Origin of the sequence: Pseudomonas sp. CJQ_9 (assembly GCF_043106615.1) — a bacterium.
Taxonomy (GTDB): domain Bacteria; phylum Pseudomonadota; class Gammaproteobacteria; order Pseudomonadales; family Pseudomonadaceae; genus Aquipseudomonas; species Aquipseudomonas juntendi.
The window spans coordinates 202,307-227,789 of record NZ_JBICMS010000099.1; the positions used below are offsets into that span (position 1 = coordinate 202,307).

Below are 25,483 nucleotides of genomic sequence, written 5' to 3' on the forward strand. Positions count from 1 at the left end.
CAAGCGCCAGGTTTAGCGCCGCTCGTTTCAGGGCGGCGCTGTTGGTGATTCAAGGGGTGACGATATTGAAGCGCCCGTCAGGCTCGTCCAGCCCTGCCATGAAACGCATGAACTTGACGCGCTCCCCCCTGATCGCGATATCACCCACGGTTGCTTCCTTGAGAAAGCCGGTCTGCTTCAGGGCGATGCGGTCCAGGGTCGCCTTGCTCATGTTCACTTCGACATCTGCCTGCCCATGGCGGGTGTGGTCGCGGTGGGTGAGCACCCCGTTACGCAGGGTCAAGGCGTAGTCGTCGTTCAGGTCGGTGAAGTGCCAGTTGATGGTCAGGTCCTGCTCGGCGGCCTTGGCGGCATCCACGCGCACACCCAGGTAGTCGAAGAACAGCGTCGGGGTCAGGGCGCGTATCAGGTCGTCCGCGCTGCCGCCTTTGCTGGCGGCAGGTGCCACGCCGTTGCGCAGCTCTTGCGCACCGGTCAGGTACGCGTTGCGCCAGGTGGCGTTCTCGCTCTGGTAGCCCAGTTGCTCCAGGGCGTCGGCCTGCAGCTCGCGCGCGGCGCGGTTGTCGGGCTGAGCGAACACCAGGTGCCGCGTCAGCTCGGCAACCCAGCGGTAATCACCGCTGCTATAGGCCTCACGGGCCAGGGTCAGCACCCGCTCGGCGCCACCCAGGGCCTTTACGTAATGCGTACCGGCTTCGCCAGGCGGCAAAGGGTCCAGGGTTGCCGGGTTGCCGTCGTAAAAGCCCATATAGCGCTGGTACACCGCCCGCACGTTATGGCTGAGCGAGCCGTAGTAGTCGCGGCTGTACCATTTGCTGGCCAGCCGGGGCGGCAAGCTGGTCAGCTCGGCGGCGATTTCGGTAGGGCCCAGGCCGCGGTTGATCAGGCGCAGGGTCTGGCTGTCGATGAAGGCGTACATGTCGCGCTGATCGGCCAGGTAGTCGCGTATCGCCGCGCTGCCCCAGGTGGGCCAGTGGTGCTGGGCAAACACCACCTCGGCCTGCTCGCCATAGCGCACCAGCGACTGGTCGAGGTAGTGCGCCCACACCTTGGCATCGCGCACTTGGGCACCGCGCAGGGTCAGCACGTTGTGCTGCACGTGGGTGGCGTTCTCGGCCATGCACAGGGCTTTGAACTGTGGGAACCACAGGTTCATTTCAGCCGGCGCCTCGGTGCCAGGGGTGAGCTGGAACTCGATGTCGACACCGTCGATGCGCAGGGTCTCGAAGGGCTGTTCGATCAGCCGGGTCGGGGCGATCAGGCTGACCGTGGCATTGGCCGGCACGCCTTTGCCAAGGCCGGCATCCACCTGGCCGCGTGGCCCGCGGGGCAGTGGCGCGCCGTACATGTACTGCGCACGGCGCTTCATTGCCGGGCCGGCCAGCACGTTTTCGCTCACGGCATGTTCGAAGAAACCTTGCGGGGCGATGACCTGTACCTTGCCGGCCTTGACGTCCGCCTCGTCGACCACCCCACGCACCCCGCCGAAGTGATCGACGTGCGGGTGGGTGTAGATCACCGCCACCACCGGCCGCTGCGGGCGATGGCGCATGTACATGGCCAGCCCGGCCCGGGCGGTTTCCACCGACAGCAGCGGGTCCATCACGATCAGGCCGTGCTCGCCTTCGATCAGGGTCATGTTGGCCAGGTCCAGGCCGCGCACCTGGTAGATGCCCTCGCTGACCTTGTACAACCCGGCAAGGGTGTTCAGTTGGGCCATGCGCCACAGGCTTGGGTTGACCGTGGCCGGTGCATTGCCTGCCAGGAAGGCGTAGCGCTGCAGGTCCCAGACGGTTTTGCCGGCGGCATTGACCACGGGCTGGTCGACGGCTTCGAGCAGGCCGCGGCGGGCATTGTCGAAGTCGCTGCGGTCGTCGAAGGGCAGGCGCTGCAACCATTGCTGGTTGCTTTGGCGGGTGAACTCGCTGGCTTGCTTGGCCGGCTCTACGGCCAGCGTTGCGTGGGGCAACGCCAGGGCCAGCAGGCAGGGCAGGGTGCGCAGGTGCATGGGGTGGTCCTTATTGTTCTGTTCTGAGGGCAAACACTCTAAGGACAGAGCTCGCTGGCGAACCAATACCACTCTTGCATGGCTCCCCATGCCCAATTGCGATGGCTCAGCCAGCACCGATGTCCATGATGCGCGCCACCAGCCAGGCCAAAGCCGGGTCGTGCTGACGATGGGCAAGGTACACCAGCTCCAGTTGGAACGGTTGAAGGGCGAACGGCAGCTCGAACAGCTGCAATGGCAGCAGTCTGGCGAAATGGCGGGCCAAGGCGGTAGGCAGCACCACGCACAGGTCGGAGCTGGCGGCCAGGTGCGCGGCCTGCAGGTAATTGGGCGTGGTGTAGACGATGCGCCGGGCCAGGCCCTGTTCCCCCAGCCATTGGTCGACCATGCCACGGGTCTGGCCGCCGTGCACCCACAAGTGGCGCAGGGCGAGAAACGCCTGAAGGTCGAGCGTGCCCTGCACGTCGGGGTGGCCCTGGCGCACGGCTACGTGCAGGGTTTCGCTGCGCCAGTGGCGCCGTTCGTAGCGGGCGGGCACGTCATCGAAGCGCCCCAGCACCAGGTCGAGTTCGCCCCGGTCGAGGGCTTCGGCAGGCAGGTTGGGCGCCAGGTGCAGCACATCCACGCGCAAGTGCGGGGCCTGGGTTTGCAGGGTGGCCAGCAACTTTGGCATGCACAGCTGTTCGGCGAAGTCAGTCAGGGCGATGCGCAGTTGCCGGTGGCTAAGCCTGGGGTCGAAGCGGTCACCGGCGCCAAGGGTCTGTTCGATCTGCAGCAAGGCCGCGCGAATCGGACCTTCCAGGGCAAGGGCGCGCGGGGTGGGGCGCATGCGCCGGCCGACGCGCACCAGCAGCGGGTCGCCCAACAGGTCGCGCAAGCGTGCCAGCGCATTGCTGACCGTCGGCTGGGTCAACGCCAGGCGCTCGGCGGCGCGCGACACGTTCTGTTCGCGCAGCAGCATGTCCAGCACGCGCAGCAGGTTGAGGTCGAAGTTGGCAATATTCATGCAAAAAATACATGGGATGGAAAATGAGAATTTCAAAAATAGTAGGCGCCTGACTAGGGTGAGGGCAATGCCTTCACACCTCGAATCAGGAGCGTCACCCGTGAGTACCCTCTACAACGTTCAGCAGGTGGCGGTGATCGGCGCCGGCACCATGGGCCGTGGCATCGTCATCAGCCTGGCCGGTGCAGGCCTTGCAGTGCAGTGGCTGGACAACGACCCCAGCGCCACCGAAGCAGCCCTGGCCATGATCGCGCAAACCTGGGCACAACAGGTTGCCAAAGGCCGCATCGATCAGGCCGAAGCTGATGCTTGCCTGGCGCGCGTGCACCCGGTCATGGCCTATGACGACCTCGCCGCAGCCGACTTGGTGATCGAAGCGGTGTACGAGAGCCTGGCGCTCAAACAGGCGATCTTCCGTACCCTGGACAGCACGCTCAAGGCCGATGCCATCCTGGCCAGCAATACCTCGGCGCTGGACATCGACGCCATCGCGGCGGTGACCCGCCGGCCCGAACAGGTGCTGGGGCTGCATTTCTTCAGCCCGGCCCATGTGATGAAGCTGCTGGAGGTGGTGCGCGGGGAGCGCACGTCGCCGGCGGTGCTCGACGCGGCCCAGGACCTCGGCCAGCGCATGGGCAAGGAAGTGGTGGTGGCCGGCAACTGCCCGGGTTTCATCGGCAACCGCATGCTCGCCAGCTATGTGGCCGAAGCGCGCAAGCTGCTGCTCGAAGGCGCCACGCCGTGGCAGGTGGACGGGGCGCTGCAGACGTTCGGCATGGCCATGGGCCCGTTTCGCATGTACGACGTGGTCGGCCTCGACCTGGAGTGGCGAGCGCGCCAGCTGGCTGGTCACGGCATGGATGCGCCGCTGGTACAGGTCGACAATGCCCTGTGCGCACTGGGGCGGTTCGGCCAGAAAAGCGGCCAGGGCTACTACCGTTATGCCCCCGGCAGCCGTGAAGCCGGGCACGACCCAGAAGTCGACGCGCTGGTGCTCAAGGTCGCCCAGGACCTTGGCGTGCACCGGCGCCCGATCGACGACGAGGAAATCCGCGAACGCTGCCTGCTGGCGCTGGTCAACGAAGGCGCGAAAATTCTTGAGGAAACGGTGGCGGGTTGCAGCGCTGACATCGACCGGGTGTACCTGCATGGCTATGGTTTCCCGCACCAGGCCGGCGGGCCAATGCATTGGGCCGACCAGCAGGGCCTGAGCTTGCTGCTAGCGCGGCTGGAACGCCTGCAGGGGCTGTTCGGCGAGCATTGGCGCCCGGCCGGGTTGTTGATGCGCCTGGTGGCCGAGGGCAAACGCCTGGCCGACGTCCGAGGGGGCCGCGCATGAATTACCGAGCCCCCCTGCGTGACATGCACTTCGTGCTGCACGAACTGTTCGATGTGACGGCGCACTGTGCCCGCCTGGGCACTGAACTGGACCGCGAAACCATTGACGGCATACTTGAGCAGGGTGCACGTTTCGCCGGCGAGGTGGTTGCGCCGCTCAACCGCCAGGGCGATGAGCAGGGCTGCCGTCTGGAGCAAGGCAGCGTGCGCACGCCCGAGGGCTTTCGCCAAGCCTACCGGCACTATGTGGAGCAAGGCTGGGGTGGCATGACCGGCCCGCTGGAGCATGGCGGGCAGGGCCTGCCGCAAATGGTCGCGGCCTGCTTCCATGAAATGCTGATGGGCGCGTCGCTGTCGTTCCGGATCTATTCCGGCCTGACCGAGGGCGCCGTGCTGGCCGTGCACCGGCATGGCAGTGCAGCACTCAAGCGCGACTACCTGGGCAAGCTGGTCAGCGGCGAATGGGCCGGCACCATGTGCCTGACCGAGCCGCAAGCCGGCACCGACCTGGCGCTGCTGCGTACCCGTGCCGAGCCGCAGGGCGATGGCAGCTACCGCATCAGCGGCAGCAAGATCTTCATCAGCGGCGGCGACCAGGACCTCACCGACAACATCGTCCACCTGGTGCTGGCACGCTTGCCGGATGCGCCGGCCGGTGTGCGTGGCATCAGCCTGTTCCTGGTGCCCAAGTTCGAATGCACCGCCGGCGGTGGGTTGGGCCTGCGCAATGCGCTCGAATGCGGCGCACTGGAGCACAAGATGGGCATCAAGGGCGCGGCGACCTGCGTGATGAACTTCGATGGCGCGCGCGGCTGGCTGGTGGGGGAGGCCAACCAGGGTCTGGCGTGCATGTTCACCATGATGAACGACGCGCGCTTCCAGGTCGGGCTGCAGGGGCTGGGCATTGCCGAAGCAGCCTTCCAGGGTGGTTTGGCCTATGCGCGCGAGCGTCTGCAGTCGCGCGCCCTGGCAGGGCCGGTGGCGCCCGAGCGCAGTGCCGACCCGATCATCTGCCACCCTGATGTACGGCGCATGCTGTTGACCCAGAAAACCCTCAGCGAGGGCTGCCGCATGCTGGCGGCCTTTGCCGCCCAAGCGCTGGACCTGGAGCACGGTGCCTTGCAACCCGAGTTGCAGGCGGCCGCCGGGCGCCGGGCTGCATTGCTGATTCCGATCGTCAAGGCCTTCCTCACCGATGTTGGCCAGGAGACTGCCAGCCTGGGCGTGCAGCTGTACGGCGGGCATGGCTACATCCGTGAATGGGGCATGGAGCAGCTGATGCGTGACAGCCGCATCACCCAGTTGTACGAGGGCACCAACGGCATTCAGGCGCTGGACCTGATTCGCCGCAAGCTGCTGGGCGATGGCGGCGAGCAGCTGCGCCTGCTGATCGATGAGCTACTTGCAGCGGCACGCAACTGCCGCGTTGAGGCGCTGGCCGGGATGGCCCAGGCGGTCGCCCAGCGCCTGCTGGAATGGCGCAACCTGAGCGCCGAAGTGCTGGATGCCTGCCGCTGCGACCCCCAGGAAATCGGCGCGGTGGCGGTGGATTTCCTCGCCTATTCAGGCTACGTGCTGCTGGCCGCACTGTGGCTCCGGGCGGCCGAAACCGCCAGTGCGGCCTTGGCCACAGGCAGTCAGGACCGCGCCTTCTACCAGGCCAAGTTGCACGCGGCTGCCTTCTACTGGCAGCGGGTATTGCCGCGCGCCACTGCCCACTGCGATGCCTTGCGCGGCGGCGCACAGTGCCTGATGAGCCTGGATGAAGCGCACTTTGCCTTTTGACCTGGCCCCGCTGTTCACCCACAAGAACAAGGAACATGAGCATGCAGCCTTTCAGTTTTGCCACCACCCCCCACCTGCTATGCGAAACCGGTGCCGCCGGGCGCCTGGCGCAGCTATGCCAACGCCGTGGCGTGCGCCGCGTGCTGATCGTGACCGACCCCGGCATCGTCAACCTGGGCATGCTCGATGACTTGCTGCCAGGGTTTACCCAGGCGCACCTGAGCGTGGCCATCTTCAGCGAGGTCAGCGCCGACCCCAGCCATGCCTGTGTGCTGTCGGCCGTGGGCCGGGCGCGGCATATCGGCGCCGAGCTGATCGTCGGTTTCGGCGGCGGCAGCTCGATGGATGTCGCCAAGCTGGTTGCGCTGCTGGCACACCCGGCCTGCGAGCAGACCTTGGAGGCGGTCTACGGCATCGACCAGGCCAAAGGCCAGCGCCTGCCGCTGATTCAGGTACCGACCACCGCCGGGACCGGCTCGGAGGTCACCCCCGTCGCCGTGATCACCACCGGCGAGGCCGCCAAGCTGGCGGTGATCTCGCCGCTGTTGTTGCCTGACCTGGCGCTGCTCGACGCCGAGCGCACCCTGGGCCTGCCACCGGCGATAACCGCGGCCACGGGGATAGATGCCATGGTCCATGCCATCGAGGCCACCACCAGCCAGTTCAAGCGCAACCCGATGTCCAGCTTGTTGGCCCGGGAGGCGCTGACGCTGCTGGCAGGCAACCTCGACCAGGCGGTCCACAACGGTGGCAACCTGGCGGCGCGCCAGGCCATGCTGCTGGGTGCCTGCCTGGCCGGGCAGGCATTTGCCAACGCGCCGGTGGCAGCGGTGCATGCGCTTGCCTACCCGTTGGGGGCGCGCTACCACGTGCCGCATGGGTTGGCCAATGCACTGGTGCTGCCGCACGTGATGCGCTTCAACCGGCTGGCAGCGTTCGCCGACTATGCTGCGCTGGCCCCGGCATTGCTGGGCGGGCGGCTGGTGCCCGGCGACCCCCATGAGCTGTGCAACCAGTTCATCGATGAGCTGGAGCAACTGGCGCCACGCTGCGGCCTGCCCAGCCGGCTGCGGGATGTTGGGGTGCCGCGGCACAGCCTGCCATTGCTGGCCGAGGATGCCCTGCAACAGCAACGGTTGTTGGTCAACAACCCGCGCAAGGTCACGCTCGACGATGCCTTGGCCCTCTATGAGGCGGCGTTCTGACCATGGCCAGGGAACGCCCGCGGCGTGGCGCCTACCGCCACTTCCAGCCAATCACCACGCGCTGGCACGACAACGACCTGTATGGGCATGTGAACAACGTGGTGTATTACGGTTTTTTCGACAGTGCCGTGAACACCTGGCTGATCGAACACGCCGGCCTGGATATTCACCACGACCCGGTGGTGGCTTACGTGGCAGGGTCCGCCTGCGACTACTTCGCCGCCGTCGCGTTCCCGCAACGCATTGAGGTGGGGATTGCCGTCGAGCGGTTGGGCAACAGTTCGGTGCATTACGCCCTGGCGGTGTTCGTCGAGGGCGAGCCCCAGGCCTGCGCCGCTGGCCGCTTCACCCATGTGTTCGTCGATCGCCGCAACAACCGCCCGGTCGCGATTCCCGCCAGATTGCGCAGTGCCTTCGCCAGCCTGCTGCCGGTTTAGTTGCGCGCCGTTGCCCTTGGGCCATAACGAAGCGGCATGGCATTGATCCGAACACGCTATTTGTGAGCGTAGTCAGCCCACCCTGATACTGCTCGTCACCGACAGCGCCGGCCTGGGCGGCCGGCGCGAGCGCGCTGAACCCGTCATTTTCCTCACTACTAGAACAACAAGAGGTCAAGAGTGAGCGCAATCTTTTCAACCTGCCGGCGCCAGGCGCCGTTGGCGGCCCTGTGCTGCCTGCTCGCAACCCCGGTTGTGGGGGGGCAATTCGACGTTGGGCCGCTGCAAGGGCGTTTCGATTCGGCCCTGTCATTGAGCACCGCCGTCAGCACTGCCAACCCCGATACCCAGCAGCTGCAGGCTGCCAACGGCAATGACGGGCGACGCAACTACCGGTCAGGCGACGTTTTTTCGCTGCTGTTCAAAGGCACCCATGACCTGGAGCTGCGTCGCGGTAACCTGGGTGTATTCCTGCGGGGCACCTATTGGTACGACACTGCGCAGCGCGACCACAGCCAGCGGGCTGTCGACATCGACGACCGCAACCGCCTGGTCTCGGCGAAAACCGCAGGGGCGGAGCTGCTTGATGCCTTCGCCTACGGCCTTTATGACATTGCGGGTGAGCCCGGTTCGCTGCGTGTGGGCAAGCAGGTGGTCAACTGGGGGGAAAGCTTGTTCATCCAGGGCGGGCTGAACGTGATCAACCCCTTCAACCAGGCGGCGCTGCGCCGGCCGGGCGCGGAAGTGAAGGACGCCCTGGCACCGGTCAACCTGCTGTATGTCACGCAGAACCTCAACCAGGCGGTGTCTTTCGACGCCTTTTATCAGTTGGACTGGGAGCAGACCCGGCTGGAAAACTGCGCAACATTCTTTTCCGGCAACGACTTCATGCCCGAAGGCTGCCAGGGCCTGGATGTCAGCGGGCAGGCGCTGACCAACCCGGCCGTGTCGCAGGCCCTGGCGCCGTTCGGTGTGACGCTGACGGAGGAGGGCGTACGCGTGCCGCGAGGCGCCGACGAGGATGCGCGCGACGGTGGCCAATGGGGGGTGTCGTTGCACTGGTACGTGGAACCTCTGGATACCGAGTTCGGCCTGTTTGCGGCCAATTACCACAGCCGCTCGCCCTACCTGGGCACGGTCAGCAGCCGCTATTACGCCAATACGGGCTTTGCCCGTGAACTGTGCGGCAACATCGGCGTGGCGCTGGCCAGTTGCGGCGCGTTCATGGCGTCCGGCAACGGGCAGACACTGGCTGGCGCACTGCGCATGGGTACCTCGCAGTACCAGGCGCAGTACCCCGAGGACATCCGCCTGTACGGCCTGACCTTCGCCACCACCTTGCGCAACGGCGCCGCCGTGCAGGGGGAACTGAGCTACCGGCCGAACATGCCGGTGCAGCTCAACGGCAATGATGTGCTGCAGTCATTGCTCAATGCCCCTGGCCGCAGCCCGCTCAACGCCGACGGCCTGCGCCCGGCGACGGGCGACACCCCGTTCGACGGTTACCGGCGCAAGGAGGTGACCCAGGCTCAGGTATCGGTGGTGCAGGCATTCAGCCAGGTCATGGGCGCGAACCAGTTGCTGCTGATGGGCGAGGTTGGGGCGACCTATGTCGGCGGGCTGGAAGGGCGGTTCGGGCCGCGTTATGGCCGTTCGGGTGCCTACGGTAACGGCGAGCTGGCCGACAACAGCCTGTGCCTGGCGATTTCAAAGAGCCCGGGCGACTGCAACAACGAGGGCTTTGTCACCGCCTTTGCCTGGGGATACCGCCTGCGAGCGACCTGGAGCTACCCCAACCTGATCCAGGGTCTGGACATTCGCCCAGGTCTGGCCTGGGCCCACGATGTCAGGGGCTTTTCGCCGGCCGACAGTTCGGCTTTCAACGAAGGCTCACGCTCGATCAGCGTGGGCGTGGACGTCAGCCTGGCTAGCCAGTACTGGGCCAGCCTGGCCTATACCGCTTACCTCGACGGCGATTATGGCACCCGCGGCGACCGCGATTATGTGGCGTTCAGCGTGGGCGCCAACTTCTAGTGCCGCCTGGCGGCAGGCACTGCTGCACCGTCGCTGAACTTTTGCCAGCATTGATGGCTCTGAGCCATTCCCGCACCGCATTGGGCGACGCGGCGTTTCAGAGATCGTGTCATGTTTTCCGATGAGTTTCTGGTTGCGTATGTCGTGGTCGAGGTGGTGCTGGTAGTGGCAGCGTTCGCCATCGGCGTTCATTTGACCGAGCGCTAGGGCACGGCAAACGCTGCGGGAACGGTTGTTTTTTCGGAACTATGCATCTGCATCCTGTATGGTGCCGATTTAAGGCTTCGAAAGTGGGTTGGCCTCGCGCTCAATGTCCTTCAGCAACCACCACAGGCAGTTTGATCTGCAGCCCACAGGGCGCTCAGGCAGATTGGACTGGCTGGCAATATCAGCGCAATGTCGACCGCAATCGGGATATGTATGACTGTACAGAAGCGTAACAACGTACATGTCGCGGGTGACGCAATGGCGACCCTGATTTTTTCTCACGGGTTTGGCTGCGACCAGTCAATGTGGAAAGCGTTGTGGCCGCATTTCACGCCACAAATGCGTGTCATCACCTATGACTTGGTCGGTGCCGGGCAGTCCGACCTCGCTGCCCACAACAGAGAAAAATACTCGACCCTATGGGGCTATGCCGATGACTTGAACGAAATCATCGATGAATTCGCCCAAGGCCCGGTCATTATTGCGGGGCATTCGGTCAGTGCCATGATCAGTGTGCTGGCCGAGCGACGGCGGCCGGGCAGAATCGCGGGGCTGGTGCTGATCGGCGGGTCGCCTTGCTACATCGACGCGAACGGTTACAACGGCGGCTTCAGCCAGGAGGACGTGCTGGGGCTGCTGTCGATGATCGATGAGAATTACCTGGGTTGGTCCAGCACCATGGCGCCTGTGTTGATGGGCGCGTCGGGTGAGCCTGCGATGCAGGAAGAGTTGGTCAGCAGTTTCCGTCGCACCAACGCGGAGATCGCCCGGCATTTCGCCCGCGTGATCTTCTTGTCCGACCACCGCGAGGATGTGAAAGGCTTGAATGTGCCGACGCTGATCCTGCAAAGCAGAGCGGACCCGGTAGTTCCAGTGGCCGTGGGCGAGTACCTGGAAAGGGTGATGCCCAGCAGCCAGCTTGTGCTGGTGGACAACATGGGCCATTACCCGCAGCTCAGCGCCTCAAGCGCCTGCGCCGCGGCCATGGACGAGTTTTTCACGCGCCTGGGGCTAGGCCGTGAATGATCCGACCGTGATGTTCGACGCGTCTTACTTCGAGCATGCGCCTTGTGGCCTGGTCGTCATGGAGGCGGACGGCACCTTGCTGCGCTGCAACGCCACCTTTGGCAACTGGCTGGGGTATGACGTAGAGCAGTTGAAACAGCGCAGTTTCGATCAGTTGCTGACCACCGTGGGCCGTACCTTCCAGCTGACCCACTGGGGGCCTTTGCTGAACTTGCAGGGCTCGATTTCAGAGGTGAAGGTCGGCCTGTGTCACCGTGATGGTCACGTGGTGGCCATGCTGCTCAATGCCGTGCGCCGGGAAACCGTTGAAGGGGTTCGTTTTCAGCTGGCCTTGTTCAGTACCGGCGAGCGCGATCGCAACGAGCACACGGTGTTTCAGGCCATGCAGCGGGCCGAGGAGCTGCTGGCGCAAAAAATCAGTGCCGAGCGGGCCCTGCAGCGCGCACAGGACGACCTGGCCTTGGCCTACGCCGACGCCCAGCGGCGTGCGCTGCTGGCCGAGCAGATGGTGGCGGTTGCCAGCCATGACCTGAAAAACCCCATGACGGCTATCAGGATGGCGACCGAACTGCTGGGGCGTGATGCGCAAGGCGAGCGGGCCCGGCGCCTGTTGAGCAGCATCAACACATCGGCCGAACGCGCGCAGCGCATGATCGTCGACCTGCTGGATTTCGCCTCGGTCAGGCTAGGCCAGGGTATCAGCGTCAAGCGTCAGCGAGTCGACCTGTTGCGGGTGGTGGATCAATGTGTCAGCGAGCTGAGGATCATCTTCTGCCACGCCAGCATCCGCCATCTTTCCCGCGGGCAAGCCATGTTCGAAGTGGATCAGGACAGGCTGCAGCAAATGATAGGCAACCTGGTCGCCAATAGCGTTGCCTACGGTGACTTGCGCCAGCCGATTACGGTGACCACTGACTGTTTCGCGGACAGCGTGCTGATCAGTGTGCACAACCACGGCCCCGCCATCGCCGAAGCAGTGATACCCACCTTGTACGAGCCAATGACGCGCGGCAGTGACCGCCAGGAAGGGCTGCGGTCCATCGGCCTTGGTCTGTTCATTGTCAAGGAAGTCGCTCACGCCCACGGCGGGCAAATCTCCATGACCTCCCATGCCGTCTACGGCACCACCTTCATGGTCCAGTTGTACAGGGAGCCCCCGGCCACCGCAGCGTAGTCACTCCTGAGCTGTCAGTTTTGCCGCGTGATGCTCAGTAGTATGATGGCGCTGCGTTCCTCGTGGGTGTCTGCGCGGTATCCAAAACGGGTGATACAGCACTACGCAATATTCAAGCAGTTTGAATGGAGAGCAGCGGGTGGAAGCAAGAAGCGTTGTCGCCGAAATGTTCATTGGGATCCCGACGCATTTCTGGGTATTGCCGGTTGCCGGCCTGGTAGCCTATTACGGTTTGAAATGGTCGGTCCGGTTCGGCAGCCGGGCCACCCTGTTGCAAGTCTCGACTTACCTGTTATTGCTGGCACTAGCAGTGCTGCCCAATGGCATTTATGCGCTGTTTCCGCCCACGCCTGATCCTGATGTGCTGCTGAACAACGCGCCGTTGCCCAATTACGCAGGCCGCTTTTATCTGGACGCGTTCTACGTTTTCAGCGGCTGGGCACTGAGTAAAGTGGTTAAGCTCAAATTTCGCTAGGCCTGCGCTGCAGTAAGCTTTCATCTGCGCGCTCACCGGCGTCCATTCTCCCAGCGACGGCGCGCAGTTGCTCCGCAACCCCATCAATAGCAAGCACGTGCGCAGTAACATCGATGTCGCCTGGCGAACTGCCGCGGCCCGTCATGAATCGCGCATGGCCGCTCATGGCCTGGCTAAGCTGGTCCAGGTGCTCTGCTGTCCTGACCAGATCTGACTTGATGGTGCGAAGCGTTTCCATATGCGGGGGCCTGATTGTCTGATGCTGTTGCGCCTGTGGTCAGGCAAGGCGGGCCTGAGTGATCAGGCCTCATCCAGCAACAATTCCGGATCGAAGAAGAACGAGGCTAGCAGCACCGCGGTGATTACGCCCGATGCGTCGGCGATGAACAATAGCAGGGCGCTGGCGTCACCCGGAGTGAGGTGATTCCTCAGGGCGAAGTCTACGCCGTGCGGGAACGCGGCGATCATCAGCAGCATGGTGGCTAGCAAGCCAGAAAGCAACTTCAGATAGGCGCGTCCGAACGCCAGCCCAAAAGCCCAGAACACCAGGATACAGAGGACAGCCAAGCCAGTGGCGGTTGCATATTGGGTGAGTAGTTCCAGCCACCAGAGCATGGCAATCTCCTGAACGAAGCGAGCACTGAGTCAAGGTAAGTGAACAGGGCCAGCCCGAATCTGCGCTGCCTGTTGCTCATCAGAAGCGGAGCGGATTCAATTCGTTCCGTCATTAGAAGCAAATAGTCGCTGTAACGCGCTGGCGTTGAACAACAGGCTTCTCAAGGCAAGACCTTGGTTGATTGGTCAGTCGGTATCGGTCTCGTTAGAATGCAGCATATCCATACGAGTCAATTGCAAATGCATACTTTTCGTATTTTTATGAGTTCATTGTTAATCGCCGGCCTCGCCGGTTGTGCCACGCCTGGCAAGCCGACGGCCAGCAAACTCACTTCGAAAACACCCCAGGAATATGCGGCCTGCGTGTTGCCTAAATGGCAGGCTGTGGCCCCGCAAGCCACGCAGAAATCGATTGCCCATGGCTATCGGCTGACGGCATCCAGTGCCGTGGCCAGTGACGATGTACTGGAGGTGATCGATTCAGGCGAAGGCAGCCGTGCTACGTTCTACAAAGGCAGTTTCTTGTCCGGGGACAAGTTGCGCCAGGCGGCCAAGGAATGCCTGGACTGAAACAGCGCCGAGCGCGGCTGGGTCCTTTCAGACCGCGCCAGGTTTCAACCGGGCTCACGACTGCTTGATCAGTTTGCGCCTGGCCCCTCGGCGTACCACACTGCATATCCAGCGCTTGCCGCAGCGATAGGGCGCACGGATGAAGGTAAGGTCAGCGATGCGCCGCGCTCCCTGAGCCTTGAGTGCCTGGGCGAGCTGGGCGAGCGTTTCTGCCACGATGGTCATGGTTCACCTCATGAATTGACTGCATTCATAATTCTCGACCCATCAGAACAACGCGTGATTCAGTTCGATTAGGGTTAATTACAAAGTGATAGTGTGAACGCCTCAGTCCCCCGTCCGGTGCGGATCAGTGCCGGCTGGGCAGTTACCCGAGCAAGAAAGCGGATGCGCCACAGACGGTAGATACTTACAGTGGCGGCATCGCAATCTGCAGGAGCCCGCTGATGTCCAGCGCATTCACCATCATGCAATCGCCCGTCGGCACGCTTACCCTGGTAGCGCGCTGCGATCGCCTGGCAGCCGTGCTGTGGGAGAACGAGCGCGAAAACCGCGTGCGCCTGGGCGCACTGTACCGGGACGACCAGTGCCCGGTGCTGCTGGAAACCGCTCGCCAACTGGGTGAGTACTTCAGCGGCAAGCGCCGCCAGTTCGAGCTGCCGCTGGATTTTGCCGGTACCGGGTTCCAGCGCCAGGTGTGGGCCGCGTTGCTGGCCATACCCTTCGGTGAAACCCGCAGCTACGCCGAGATTGCCCGGCAGGTCGGCAACCCCAGTGCGGTGCGTGCCGTGGGCGCGGCCAATGGCCGCAACCCCATCTCGATCATTGCGCCTTGCCACCGGGTCATCGGTGCATCAGGCAACTTGACCGGGTTTGCCGGCGGGCTGGCCGCCAAGCAATACCTGCTGGCGCTGGAAGGGCGGCAGAGCCTGGCGCTGGACCTTTAGCGGTTCAGCCGAACCAGCTGGCGATCAGGCAAGCCAGTACCGCCAGTCCCGATCCTGCCATCAGGGTGTAGTGCCGGTGGGCCCGCCGCGCAGCCTGTTGCACTTCACGCAGGTAGGCGCCGGGTGTCGGCGCGTCGGGCCGGTGACGCAAATGCTCGGCCACGTCGGCCAATTGCCCCCGAATGATCAGGCCGGTCAGGTAGTAGGCGCAGGCATAGCTGAGCACGGCCAGTACGAAATAGGTCATACCGGGCCCAGCGGCAGGGCGCTGGCATTGGCCTGGCGGGTATCGACGATGAAGCCTTCGCCGATGCAGTTTGCCAGCAGCGCCGACATGGCCGCCTGGCGTGCCACAGTGGGCTCATAGCCGGTCAGCGACAACTCGGGAAACACCACCGGTTCGGCGCCAAGCGCTGCAGCCTGTTCGATGCAGGCCAGATGGCGCTGCAGGTTGGCTGAGACTTCGCCTTTGAGCGATGCCAGTTGTACGGCGCACAGCTTCATGTAAACCCTTCCCTGGTAAAGGTTGATGCCGCCAGCATACTATCGGCCACGACGCCTGCACCAGTGAAGGGGCCCTCAGGGAGCACAAGGGGCGAAAGTGTCCCACGACCTGCGCGGTTGGGGCAGGTTGTGCCATGCTGTTCATCAAGGGCGCCATGCGCGCGGGGGAGGGCGGGTCCGTCAGCCTTTCATCCCTGCCTGGGCAGCGCCAGCAGAGGAACAGTGAGATGGGACGGTTACGGCGCATGATCGCCAACCTGCGGGGCCGCGACCTGGCAGTGGGCGATATTCACGGCCACTTCCAGCGCCTGCAGCAATGCCTGGATGCGGTGGGGTTCGACCCCGCCGTGGACCGCCTGTTCAGCGTGGGCGACCTGGTCGACCGCGGGCCAGACAACGAAGCGGCCCTGGAGTGGCTGGCCAAGCCTTGGTTTCATGCCGTGCAAGGCAATCATGAGGCCTTGGCCATTACCCGCGTGCGGGGTGGGAAGCTGGACCTGGCCATGTATCGCGAAGCCGGCGGCGGTTGGTTCATCGACCTGCCGCGTGCCGAGCAACTGCGCTTCGTCGAGCGCTTCGAGCAACTGCCGATTGCGATCGAGGTTGAAAGTGCGGCAGGCCTGGTCGGCCTGCTGCATGCCGACAGCCCGACTGCCGATTGGCTGCAATTGAGAACGTGGCTGGAGCTGCTGGATGACCCCAAAGTCAGGCAGGTGTGCCAGTGGTCGCGGCGGCGGCTCAGGGCTGGCGATACCGAGCCGGTGCGAGGGCTGCGTGCCTTGCTGGTGGGCCACACGCCGGTGCCGCAGGCCACGCTGCTGGGCAATGTCTGGCACCTGGACACCGGCGGCTGGGCCAGCGGCCACTTCACCTTGGTGGACATGCGCAGCCTGAAGCTGGTCAGCCCCAGGCCAGGTGTAACAGTACAGCCGCGCCCAAGAGCACCAGCATGATCCCGGAGCTGCGTTCCAGCCACGGCAGCCAGCGCGCGAAGCGCCTCAGTACCCGTTGGTTGCCGATGGCCATGGCAACCATCAGGTCCCACAGCAGCACCACCCCGAACATCCACAGCGCGCAAGCGGCTTTCCAGCCGGCACTGGCGCTGCCGACCATACTGGCCAGGCTCGCGTAGAACAGTGCGTTCTTGGGGTTGAGAAGGGCACACAGCAAACCCATGCCCAGACCCTGCCACCACCCTTGCCCAGTGTGCTCGCCAACGGCCGCCGTCAGGCGGGTATGCCCTGCATGGCGCAGGAACAGCGTACCGATGTACGCCAGGTACAGGGCACCGACCAGTTGCAGGCCGGTGAACAGTGGGCTGCCTTCCTGAAGCACCGACAGGCCGGTGAAGGCCACGGTGATGAACGCACCATTGGCCAGGGCGATCCCCAGGCAAACGCCGCTGGCGCTACGCCAGCCGCTGCTGACCGACGTGCGTGCGACCAGAAAGAAGTCCGGGCCTGGCGATAGCAGTGCAAGGAAATGGGCGAGGGCGACGATCAGGAATATTTGCATGGGCCGGGCTGCTCTGCGGGAAAAGCCGCAGTCTGCTGCCGGGCCGGCCGGGCGTATTGAAGAATATTGCAGGGGCCAAGGCTCGTCTTACGGCCCTGCACCTTCAATCGCCGCGAAACTGCCCCGGTGTCACCCCCACATGAGCCTTGAACACCCGCTGGAAATGGCTCTGGTCGGCAAACCCCAACCGGTAGGCCACCTCTGCAAGTGCCTGCCCTTTGCCCAGCAGCTGCCGCCCAAGGTTGACCCTGGCGTTGAGCAGGTAAGCATGGGGTGTGAAACCGGTGGCTGCACGAAACGCCCGAATCAACTGATAGCGCCCAAGCCCGGCCTCCCGCGCCAGTACTGTCAGGCTCAACTGTGCCGGATCCTGGGCTTCGATCCGTGCGATCAAGCCGCTCAAGGCCGTCGTCGCCAATGCCGGTGCCGGTGCCAGAGGCGGCTGTGCGGCAAAGTCCAGGTCACCGAGAAAGGCGACCAGCGCCGCGTCTTTCTCTGCATTGCTGGCGGTGGAGAACAGCAGGCCGTTCAGCTCGCAGAACTGTTGGTACAGCAGTGTCTCCCGGCAGATACGCGCAGGTGCGCCAGCCCCGCCGTCACCCAGTTCCGACTCCAGGCGCAGTTGCGACAGCCAGTGGGCATCCACATGCAGCATCTGGTAGCTCCAGGCATAGCCGGGTGCGGGGTTGCAGGCATGTACGCGCCGGGGCGGGACCAGCACCAGGGTTCCAGGTGTCAACCGCGCCTGCCCGCCGGCAGCTCCGCTGAACAGGCTGAGGCCAGCATCCACTGCGCCGATGGAGAATGTCGGGTGGCTGTGGGCTTTGTAGCAGGCGCGGCTATGGCAGGCGCGCCGGCTTTCCACGTGCGGCAGGTTCGGGTCGCGCCACAGTGCGGCGTGGGTACGGGGCATTATGCGCTCCTCGGGGTTGTCGGCAGGGTAACAGCTGCAAGGCACCTGTACAGTTTTTATCGCTGGCTGTTACTTGACCGAATGGCCCCGGGCCCGCCGAAATAGGCGCCTGCTGCCAAAGGAAAACAACAATGGACTTATCGAGCCTGCTGCTCTTCATCCCCGCCTGCTTCGCCCTGAACATGGCCCCGGGGCCGAACAACCTGCTGTCGCTGCACAACGCCAGCCGCTACGGGCTGCGCACCGCCTGCGTGGCCGGTGCCGGGCGCATCCTGGCGTTCAGTGGCATGATCGCGCTGGCGGCCATGGGCCTGGCGGTGGTGCTGCATACCAGTGAATACCTGTTTCTGGCCATCAAAGTGGTGGGCGCGGGTTACCTGTTCTACATTGCCTGGCAACTGTGGCGGGCACCGGTGGGCGTGGCTGCGAGCACCGGCGGTGAGTTGCGGGGCATGTGGCACCTGGCGCGGCAGGAATGCTTCGTAGCGGCCGGTAACCCGAAGGCGGTCCTTATATTCACCGCGTTCCTGCCGCAGTTCGTAACCGTCGACAGTCGTATGCCGGTCAGTGAGCAGTTCCTCTGGCTGGGAGCGCTGTTCCTGGTGCTGGAATGGGCAGCGATCGCCCTCTATGCAGGCCTTGGTGCCTACCTGCAGCGCTGGTTCAGCCAGCCAGGTCCGCGGCGCCTGTTCAATCGGGTCAGCGCCTCGCTGCTGGGCTGCGCTGGCCTCGGCCTACTGGCGGCGCGTCGCTAGGGTTCAACCCGGTTAATACGCTGATCACTTTTGCCGGTGGCTTGGCCAAACGGCCAAGCCACTCGCCAAAAGAGAATGTATTGCCAACACAGGGCCCTAGAACGCCCAGCGTATGCCCAGGTTCACCCCGCTGGCTTCCTGCTGGCGGCTGTCAAGGTTGGTGGTGTACTGCACGCCACCGTGCACGCTCAGTGCATCGCTGACCTGCGCCACCACGCCGCTTTCCACTTGCACCGAGGTGTAGCGGTAGTCGGTCTTGATCTTGTCGGTGTCGTCGAAGGTCAGGGTGTCGCGGCCACCGTCGCCGTGCCACAGGTTGACCTGCGCGTAGGGCTGCAACAGGCGCCCGCTGCTGCCCTTGAAGGCACCCTCCAGGCGCACGCCCAGGCGGCCGGTCATTTCGACCTGGGCGTCATGGCTGACGCGCGAGACACTGTCACTGGCGCTGTCGAGCTTGACCTTCTGCGCAATCAACTGGGCTTGCGGTTCCACCGTCCAGCGGTCGGACAGGGCGATCGGGTAGCCGGCCTCCAGCGACGCCGTCCAGGCATGGCCATCGATGTTCAGCTTGTCACCCCGCTCGGAGCGGGCGCGCCCGTCCAGGCGGGTGTACTGCAGCACGGCATCCAGGTAGCCACCCTGCGGCCCGACCAGCGTCCAATAGCCGCCCACGCTGTCGCCATCGAGTTGCAGGTCGCCGACACTGCGGTCCTGCATGGCCAGGGCGAAGCCTTTGACGTCGGCTTCCAGGCGGCTGTGGCTGACGTAAAAGCCCATGTGCTGGCGATAGCCACTGTCGTTGACGGTGGCGTACAGGTCCTGGCCAACCTTGAAACCGTACAGGTCCCCGTCCAGGCTTGGGCTGACCGTGCCGGTCCATTGCTGGCGCAGCGTACCGCCATAGGCCTGGCCCCAACTGGCGGGCAAGCCACCTTCACCCTGAAGCAGCTGCTGGTCACCCTGGCGCTGGTGGAAGCTGCCCAAGGCCTGGCGAGCTATGATCGCGGCGCCCCTTGGCGCTGCGGCATACACCGGCACTTCCGGGCGATACAGGGGCAGGCTTTCGCCCTGCACCGGTGCCGGCAGGTCGACCTGGCCGGGTGACGGTGCAGCCACCGGCGGGGTTACGGCCGGGGCAGGCGCTGGGGGCTCGCCGGGTTCCGGTTCGGCGACGACCGCGGGTGCTGCCACCAAGGTCGAGCGCAGGTACCAGCTGTTCTCGCTGCCTGCCGTTACCCCGCCCTTGAACAGCCGGTAGTCATAAGCGCCTGCCGAAAGCGTCTGGGTCTGGACGAAGGCCGACGCAGTACTGGTTGCGCCGTCACGTGCTTCCACCACTTGTATGCCGTTCTGCGTGGTGGCGGCGCCGGCGCCATCGAGGTTGTTGATGCTCAATTGGGTAGAGCCGCCAATGGCACCGCCGCTGACCACCAGCCGGTCAGACGCAGCACCGTCGCCGGCCAGCACACTGTTCAGGCGCAGGCTACCGTTGCTGCCGGTGTAGTCGCCCTCGATGGTCAGGCGGCCCTTGGCATCGTTACCTGCGCTCAGGTCGAGCGTACCTGAGTTGTTGACCGAGACGCGCTGGCCGGTGGTGAACGGGGTGATCGCACCTTGGCGCGAGGTGAGGGTACTGCTGGTGTCGATAGCGATGCTGCCTGTGCCGCTGTTGCTGTCTCCCAGCACCAGTGTGTCATCCAGTGCCAGCTGGCTGGCATTGTTGAGCGCCAGCTGTTCCCAGTTCACGTAGTGTGCACCGCCAATGGCCTGGCTGGCGTCGAAGGTCAGGCTGTCGTTGCCATCACCGCCGTCGAGGGTGATGTTCAGCACCTCGGGGTTCAGCCCTTTGAGCAGCGCCAGGTCATCACCTGGCCCGGCATCGACCCGCCCGCCAATGCGGCCGCCATCCCAGGTGAAACGGTCATTGCCGCTGCTGAGCAGCACATCGCCGCCCACCTCGCCACCATGCACCAGTACCTGGTCATCACCCCCACTGACGCTGATGTTGCCGCCGATGCTGCCACCGAAGATTTCGACATAGTCCTTGTCGAAGGCGGTGATCACGTTCCGGTCTACAACACCGCCGCGCATGATGAAGGTGTTTTCGTCCAGGCGCATATTGACGTTGCCGATGCGTCCACCGTCCATTTCGGCGAAGTCGCCGCTGTCGAACGTACCTTTGATCCAGCCCCCTATCATGCGGAAGATATCCAGGCCATCGCCTTGGTTGAGGTTACCGGCGATGACCCCGGCCTTCATCAAAAAGTAGTCGATGCCTGCGCCTTGGTTGACGTTGCCACCGATGGTGCCGGAAGCCATGTCGATACTGTCCTTGCCAGCGCCGAACGTCACGTCGCCGGTGATCGCGCCACTGCCCGATGCTGGCAGCACCAGGCGGTTATCGCCGCTGGTATCCACCAGCGAAGGGGCGCTGCCACTGTCGCAGCTGTAATTGTCGTTACCGGCGGTGGGCGTGAAGGTGCACGCGGCATGTGCAGCGGGCAGGGTAATGCTCAGTAACGGCAGTGAGCCAAGAGCCAGCATCAGGCGCAGACGCATCAGGGAAACCTCCATTGACCAGGGGGCCCTGCAGGTCACGCATGGCGTGCAGGGTTACCGCGGTTTTTATAGAGGTGTGCGTGCTGGGCACAACTGGCAAAAATGTCAGGTGGCACAGGGCCAGTGCGTTAGTCGCGGTAGAAGGTTTGCACCAGGTGGTAGCCGAACTTGCTCTTGATCGGGCCGTGTACCACGCGCAGGGGCTTCTTGAAGATGACCTGGTCGATGGCGCCGACCATTTGCCCTGGGCGGACTTCACCCAGGTCGCCGCCCCGTTTGCCGGACGGGCAGGTCGAGAACTTTTTCGCCAGCACGTCGAACGCCTCGCCATTGGCGATACGCTGCTTGAGCTTTTCGGCTTCGTCAGCGGTCTTGACCAGAATATGGCGGGCTTGAGCTTTCATGGATTACCTGTGCTTCGGGGGGGGGGCGAAAAGCGCGCATTATGCCTGATTGCTGCGCGTTTGTGGCCATTCACCCAGCCCCGTGGGCGGTGCTCTCGCACCGCTGATAGCGCATGAGCGAGCAGCCGCGTTAGCGGCAAACACCGGCAAAAACCGGTGCCAACCAACACGGGAGCCTGCGTCACTGGGCCAACCAGCCCCCGTCAACGTTCCAGGCAGCGCCACGCACCTGGCTACCAGCCTCGCTGCACAGGAACAGCACAAGCTCGCCCAGGTGCTGCGGAGTGACGAAGGCCAGCGAAGGTTGCTTTTCCGCCAGCAGGTCATGCTGCGCCTGCAGCGCATCGCCACCGCTGGCGGCACGGTCATCGATCTGTTGCTGCACCAGCGGGGTCAGCACCCAGCCCGGGCAAATGGCGTTGCAGGTCACAGGGCTGGTGGCGGTTTCCAGGCCCACGACCTTGGTCAGGCCCACCACGCCATGCTTGGCGGCCACGTACGCCGCCTTGCCGGTCGAACCGACCAGGCCATGCACAGAGGCAATGTTGATGATGCGCCCCCAATTGCGCGCGCGCATGCCCGGCAGCGCCAGGCGTGTGCCATGGAAGACCGCCGACAGGTTGAGCGCGATGATCTTGTCCCAGCTTTGCACCGGGAACCGTTCGACCGGGGCCACATGCTGGATACCGGCGTTGTTGACCAGGATGTCGACGCCGCCGAACTCGCGCTCGGCCGCGACGAACAATGCCTCGATCTGGGCGACCTCGGCCAGGTCGGCCGGGTGATGGATGGCTTTTACTCCATGCCGGGCAATTTCCGCCAGGGCGGGGGCCGGGTCGCCAAAACCGTTGAGTACGATGTTGGCACCGGCCCGGGCCAGTACCTGGGCGATACCCAGGCCGATGCCGCTGGTCGAGCCGGTCACGAGTGCAGTCTTGCCGTTGAGGGTCATGCAATGCTCCTTAGACAATGCCAGTGGCGTAGAACGTGGCAATCACCACGAACACTGCCAGGGTCTTGATCAGGGTAATACCGAAAATGTCCTTGTAGGCTTCCCGGTGGGTCAGGCCGGTGACTGCCAGCAGGGTGATCACCGCGCCGTTGTGCGGCAGGGTGTCCATGCCGCCGCTAGCCATGGCCGCTACCCGGTGCAGCACCTCGAGCGGAATGTTGGCGGCATGGGCGGCGGCGATGAAGGTGTCACCCATGGCCGCCAGCGCAATGCTCATGCCGCCTGAGGCAGAGCCGGTGATGCCGGCCAACAAGGTTACGGTGATGGCTTCATTGACCAGGGGGTTGGGGATGCCGCGCAGGGCATCGGCCAGCACCAGGAAGCCAGGCAGCGAGGCGATCACTGCGCCAAAGCCATACTCCGAAGCGGTGTTCATGGCTGCTAGCAAGGCGCCGCCGACAGCACTTTTGGTACCTTCGGCCAAACGGCTGCGGATGGCGCCGAAGGCACATGCCAGCACCATCAGGATGCCGACCAGCAACGCCGCCTGTACCGCCCAGATGGCGGTCAGCTTGGCCACGTCGCTGTTCACTGGGGCACTCATGCCGGGCAGTTGCAAGCTGTGGCTGGCGCCGTACCACTGCGGGATCCAGTGGGTGAACAGCAGGTTCATCACCCCCACCAGCATCAACGGGGATATCGCCAACCAGGGGTTGGGCAACCTCAGGTCGGCAGCGGTTTCCGGTTCGTTGCGCAAGTCGGTGCCATACCCTTCACCGGCACGCTGGGCTTTGTTGCGCTGGCGCTGCAGGTAAGCCATGCCGGTGCAGAACACGAACAGGGTGCCGATCAGGCCCAGCCAGGGTGCGGCCCAGGCGGTGGTGTTGAAAAAGGTGCTGGGGATGATGTTCTGGATCTGCGGGGTACCGGGCAGGGCGTCCATGGTGAACGAAAACGCCCCCAAGGCAATGGTGGCCGGGATCAGCCGTTTGGGGATGTTGCTCTGGCGGAACATCTCGGCCGCAAACGGGTATACCGCAAACACCACCACGAACAGCGAGACGCCGCCGTAGGTCAGCAACGCACAGACCAGCACGATCACCAGCATGGCCTGGCGGGTGCCGAGCAGGCGGATGGCAGCGGCCACGATCGAGCGGGAAAAGCCGGACAGCTCGATCAGCTTGCCGAACACTGCACCCAGCAGGAACACCGGGAAATACAGCTTGATGAAGCCCACCATCTTTTCCATGAACACCCCGGTGAAGGCGGGGGCAACGGCGGACGGGTCAGTGAGCAGAACGGCGCCGAGGGCGGCGATAGGGGCGAACAGTATGACGCTGTAGCCGCGGTAGGCGGCCAGCATCAGCAGGGCCAGCGCGGCAAGGGCGATGAGCACGGTCATCGGGAGTCTCCTGGTGAGTCTTGTTGTTATCGGTTTGCAGGAGAAAGCGGATATCGTGCCAGTTTTTAAATTATTGATTTATATGAAGTTTTTATTATCATCAGTGTTTCAGTCTCTGTTTTGAGATTTTACCGTTGCATCGCACGCTCCATCTCCGCCCAGCTTTGCAGGCTGCCTGCCTGCACACCGGAGGTTGTACGGCTATCTCCAAAAAGAAACAAAAGTCTCTACTCAGAGACCAAGCGCCACCATCTTCTTGTACAGGGTAGAGCGCCCCAGCCCCAGCGCCTTTGCCGCCTGCGGCACGTTGCCCGCATGGTCCGCCAACGCCCCGGCGATCAGTGAGCGCTCGAATGCCTCGCACGCCTGGCGGTAGGTCTGGCGCACCGGTGCCGCCGACAGCGGACTCAACGGCCCCAACGCTGCACGCAAGTCTGCCACCCCCAGGCGCGGTTGATCGGCCAGCAAGGTCGCCCGCTCCAGCACGTTGCGCAGTTCGCGGATATTCCCCGGCCAGGCATGGCGTGCCAGCAGTTGCTGCGCCTCGGTTTCCAGCTCGTACTGGCTGCCCAGCTCTGCCAGCACGGCCTCGCACAACGCTGGCAGGTCCTCCAGCCGCTGCCGCAGCGGGGGCACTTCGATCGGTAACACGTTCAGCCGGTAGTACAGGTCGGCGCGAAATGCGCCGCGGGCCATGGCCGCCTGCAGGTCGATGGACGTGGCCGCAATGATGCGCACGTCGCTGCGCAGCATTTGGTTCGACCCCACCGGCTCGTATTCCTTTTCCTGCAGCACCCGCAGCAGCTTGCTTTGCAAGGCCAGCGGCATGTCGCCGATTTCATCGAGGAACAATGTGCCGCCTTCGGCCAGTTGCAGCTTGCCGCTGCGGCCTTTGCGGTCCGCCCCGGTAAAGGCACCGGGCGCTGTGCCGAAGAACTCGGCCTCCAGCAGTGTTTCCGGGATGGCGGCGCTGTTGATGCTGACGAACGCTTTGTGCGCGCGGGCCGAGGCGGCGTGGATGGCGTGCGCCAGCAACTCCTTGCCCGTGCCCGTCTCGCCCAGCAACAGCACCGGTGAGTCACTGCCTGCACCGCGCCGCGCACGGCGCTTGGCTTCCAGGCTGGCAGCGCTGCTGCCAACGAACTGCGCAAAGCTGTACTTGGCCTGGCGGGCGCGCAGTTGCGAGCGGGTCGAGGCAAGCTCCTGCTGCATACTCGAATAACGCTTGAGCAACGGCGACAGGCTGCGCAATTGATCGAACAGGGCAAAACCGATGGCGCCGATCAGCGCGCCCTGGTCGTCGTGGATAGGCAGGCGCATGACCACCAACGGCTCGTTCGGCGTGTCCAGCATGTCCAGCAGGATAGGCCGGCCATTGCTCACCACCTCGCGCATCAGGCTACCGGGGATCACTGCTTCGCAGGGCTGGCCAATCGCACTGGCCGCGTCGGCCAGGCCAAAGCGCCGGGCGTAGCGTTCGTTCATCCAGGCGATACGCGCCTGGCGGTCGACGATCACTGTACCTTCGCTGGACTGTTCGATGATCTCGAACAGCGAGCGAATCGCCAGTTGCCGAACGTGGGGGTAGTCCTTGAGGCTGTCGCTGTCGTGCATGGAGAAAGTCCTGAATACGTTGTTTGCCCGCGCGGGCA

The 25,483-nt window shown here is 64.2% G+C and carries 25 protein-coding genes and 1 pseudogene; 12 read left to right on the forward strand and 14 right to left on the reverse strand.

Translation table 11 applies throughout. The features are described from left to right. Positions 1-49: 49 nt before the first annotated feature. A complete protein-coding gene (locus tag ACF8SD_RS21865; RefSeq protein ID WP_173888789.1) occupies positions 50-2,008 on the reverse strand; it encodes an alkyl/aryl-sulfatase in 1,959 nt (652 codons plus the stop codon). A 106-nt stretch (positions 2,009-2,114) separates the two neighbouring features. Continuing rightward, the gene (locus ACF8SD_RS21870; protein WP_392485126.1) at positions 2,115-3,014 is read right to left on the reverse strand and encodes a LysR family transcriptional regulator; all 900 of its coding nucleotides are present in this window, start codon (positions 3,012-3,014) and stop codon (positions 2,115-2,117) included. Between the two features lie 67 nt (positions 3,015-3,081). Between ACF8SD_RS21870 and ACF8SD_RS21875 the strand changes: the two genes are divergently transcribed. From ACF8SD_RS21875 to ACF8SD_RS21910, 8 genes are all read left to right on the forward strand, one after another. After that, entirely contained in the window at positions 3,082-4,353 is a 1,272-nt protein-coding gene (locus tag ACF8SD_RS21875) for a 3-hydroxyacyl-CoA dehydrogenase NAD-binding domain-containing protein (RefSeq protein WP_392485127.1), read from the forward strand. Then, positions 4,350-6,137, forward strand: coding sequence for an acyl-CoA dehydrogenase C-terminal domain-containing protein (locus ACF8SD_RS21880; protein WP_392485128.1), 1,788 nt, complete (start codon positions 4,350-4,352; stop codon positions 6,135-6,137). The genes ACF8SD_RS21875 and ACF8SD_RS21880 overlap by 4 nt, the downstream gene beginning before the upstream one ends. A gap of 41 nt (positions 6,138-6,178) precedes the next feature. After that, positions 6,179-7,342, forward strand: a complete 1,164-nt coding sequence (locus ACF8SD_RS21885) for an iron-containing alcohol dehydrogenase (protein ID WP_173888796.1) — start codon at positions 6,179-6,181, stop codon at positions 7,340-7,342. A gap of 2 nt (positions 7,343-7,344) precedes the next feature. Continuing rightward, positions 7,345-7,779: an acyl-CoA thioesterase gene (locus ACF8SD_RS21890; protein ID WP_392485129.1), complete on the forward strand. Its 435-nt coding sequence runs from the start codon at positions 7,345-7,347 to the stop codon at positions 7,777-7,779. A 180-nt stretch (positions 7,780-7,959) separates the two neighbouring features. Continuing rightward, complete coding sequence (locus tag ACF8SD_RS21895) at positions 7,960-9,813, forward strand: DUF1302 domain-containing protein (protein ID WP_392485130.1); 1,854 nt, start codon at positions 7,960-7,962, stop codon at positions 9,811-9,813. A gap of 420 nt (positions 9,814-10,233) precedes the next feature. Beyond that, positions 10,234-11,046, forward strand: a complete 813-nt coding sequence (locus ACF8SD_RS21900; protein WP_392485131.1) for an alpha/beta fold hydrolase — start codon at positions 10,234-10,236, stop codon at positions 11,044-11,046. Between the two features lie 10 nt (positions 11,047-11,056). Further along, positions 11,057-12,220 carry an ATP-binding protein gene (locus tag ACF8SD_RS21905; RefSeq protein ID WP_392485191.1) on the forward strand — a complete coding sequence of 388 codons (1,164 nt, stop codon included), beginning with the start codon at positions 11,057-11,059 and terminating at the stop codon, positions 12,218-12,220. Between the two features lie 166 nt (positions 12,221-12,386). Next, positions 12,387-12,695 (forward strand): hypothetical protein, encoded by a 309-nt coding sequence (locus ACF8SD_RS21910; protein WP_009686623.1) that lies wholly within the window; start codon positions 12,387-12,389, stop codon positions 12,693-12,695. On the opposite strand, the gene ACF8SD_RS21915 is transcribed toward ACF8SD_RS21910, so the two are convergent. Beyond that, positions 12,682-12,933, reverse strand: a complete 252-nt coding sequence (locus tag ACF8SD_RS21915; RefSeq protein ID WP_392485132.1) for a hypothetical protein — start codon at positions 12,931-12,933, stop codon at positions 12,682-12,684. The two genes, ACF8SD_RS21910 and ACF8SD_RS21915, sit on opposite strands and share 14 nt — an antisense overlap. A gap of 62 nt (positions 12,934-12,995) precedes the next feature. Continuing rightward, positions 12,996-13,310 carry a hypothetical protein gene (locus ACF8SD_RS21920; RefSeq protein WP_173888807.1) on the reverse strand — a complete coding sequence of 105 codons (315 nt, stop codon included), beginning with the start codon at positions 13,308-13,310 and terminating at the stop codon, positions 12,996-12,998. A 210-nt stretch (positions 13,311-13,520) separates the two neighbouring features. On the opposite strand from ACF8SD_RS21920, the gene ACF8SD_RS21925 reads away from it, so the two are divergent. Beyond that, the gene (locus tag ACF8SD_RS21925) at positions 13,521-13,880 is read left to right on the forward strand and encodes a hypothetical protein (RefSeq protein WP_173888809.1); all 360 of its coding nucleotides are present in this window, start codon (positions 13,521-13,523) and stop codon (positions 13,878-13,880) included. 54 nt (positions 13,881-13,934) lie between these two features. On the opposite strand, the gene ACF8SD_RS21930 is transcribed toward ACF8SD_RS21925, so the two are convergent. Beyond that, complete coding sequence (locus ACF8SD_RS21930) at positions 13,935-14,105, reverse strand: hypothetical protein (protein WP_173888811.1); 171 nt, start codon at positions 14,103-14,105, stop codon at positions 13,935-13,937. Positions 14,106-14,326: 221 nt separating this feature from the next. Here ACF8SD_RS21930 and ACF8SD_RS21935 point away from each other — a divergent pair, with 221 nt between their 5' ends. Then, positions 14,327-14,827: a methylated-DNA--[protein]-cysteine S-methyltransferase gene (locus ACF8SD_RS21935; RefSeq protein ID WP_173888813.1), complete on the forward strand. Its 501-nt coding sequence runs from the start codon at positions 14,327-14,329 to the stop codon at positions 14,825-14,827. Positions 14,828-14,831: 4 nt separating this feature from the next. Here ACF8SD_RS21935 and ACF8SD_RS21940 read toward each other — a convergent pair whose 3' ends face one another. Next, a complete protein-coding gene (locus tag ACF8SD_RS21940) occupies positions 14,832-15,074 on the reverse strand; it encodes a hypothetical protein (protein ID WP_173888815.1) in 243 nt (80 codons plus the stop codon). 86 nt (positions 15,075-15,160) lie between these two features. After that, positions 15,161-15,331: pseudogene (locus ACF8SD_RS21945) on the reverse strand (nitrilase-related carbon-nitrogen hydrolase); the annotation flags it as partial. A gap of 227 nt (positions 15,332-15,558) precedes the next feature. Between ACF8SD_RS21945 and ACF8SD_RS21950 the strand changes: the two are divergent. Then, positions 15,559-16,284 carry a metallophosphoesterase gene (locus ACF8SD_RS21950; RefSeq protein WP_173891683.1) on the forward strand — a complete coding sequence of 242 codons (726 nt, stop codon included), beginning with the start codon at positions 15,559-15,561 and terminating at the stop codon, positions 16,282-16,284. Here ACF8SD_RS21950 and ACF8SD_RS21955 read toward each other — a convergent pair. Together ACF8SD_RS21955 and ACF8SD_RS21960 are read right to left on the reverse strand one after the other, a co-directional pair. Then, the gene (locus ACF8SD_RS21955; protein ID WP_173888817.1) at positions 16,232-16,846 is read right to left on the reverse strand and encodes a LysE family translocator; all 615 of its coding nucleotides are present in this window, start codon (positions 16,844-16,846) and stop codon (positions 16,232-16,234) included. The two genes, ACF8SD_RS21950 and ACF8SD_RS21955, sit on opposite strands and share 53 nt — an antisense overlap. A gap of 103 nt (positions 16,847-16,949) precedes the next feature. Continuing rightward, entirely contained in the window at positions 16,950-17,759 is an 810-nt protein-coding gene (locus ACF8SD_RS21960; protein WP_392485133.1) for an AraC family transcriptional regulator, read from the reverse strand. 131 nt (positions 17,760-17,890) lie between these two features. Between ACF8SD_RS21960 and ACF8SD_RS21965 the strand changes: the two genes are divergently transcribed. Further along, on the forward strand, positions 17,891-18,514 hold the full coding sequence (locus ACF8SD_RS21965) for a LysE family translocator (RefSeq protein WP_173888821.1): 624 nt from the start codon (positions 17,891-17,893) through the stop codon (positions 18,512-18,514). Positions 18,515-18,610: 96 nt separating this feature from the next. Here ACF8SD_RS21965 and ACF8SD_RS21970 read toward each other — a convergent pair whose 3' ends face one another. From ACF8SD_RS21970 to ACF8SD_RS21990, 5 genes are all read right to left on the reverse strand, one after another. Beyond that, the gene (locus ACF8SD_RS21970) at positions 18,611-21,088 is read right to left on the reverse strand and encodes an autotransporter outer membrane beta-barrel domain-containing protein (RefSeq protein ID WP_392485134.1); all 2,478 of its coding nucleotides are present in this window, start codon (positions 21,086-21,088) and stop codon (positions 18,611-18,613) included. 113 nt (positions 21,089-21,201) lie between these two features. Next, positions 21,202-21,477: a peptidylprolyl isomerase gene (locus ACF8SD_RS21975; RefSeq protein ID WP_009686637.1), complete on the reverse strand. Its 276-nt coding sequence runs from the start codon at positions 21,475-21,477 to the stop codon at positions 21,202-21,204. A gap of 181 nt (positions 21,478-21,658) precedes the next feature. Further along, positions 21,659-22,429, reverse strand: coding sequence for a 3-hydroxybutyrate dehydrogenase (gene hbdH, locus ACF8SD_RS21980; RefSeq protein ID WP_173888825.1), 771 nt, complete (start codon positions 22,427-22,429; stop codon positions 21,659-21,661). Between the two features lie 10 nt (positions 22,430-22,439). Continuing rightward, positions 22,440-23,831, reverse strand: coding sequence for a GntP family permease (locus tag ACF8SD_RS21985; RefSeq protein ID WP_009686639.1), 1,392 nt, complete (start codon positions 23,829-23,831; stop codon positions 22,440-22,442). Between the two features lie 231 nt (positions 23,832-24,062). Then, on the reverse strand, positions 24,063-25,445 hold the full coding sequence (locus ACF8SD_RS21990) for a sigma-54 interaction domain-containing protein (protein WP_392485135.1): 1,383 nt from the start codon (positions 25,443-25,445) through the stop codon (positions 24,063-24,065). Positions 25,446-25,483: the final 38 nt, after the last annotated feature.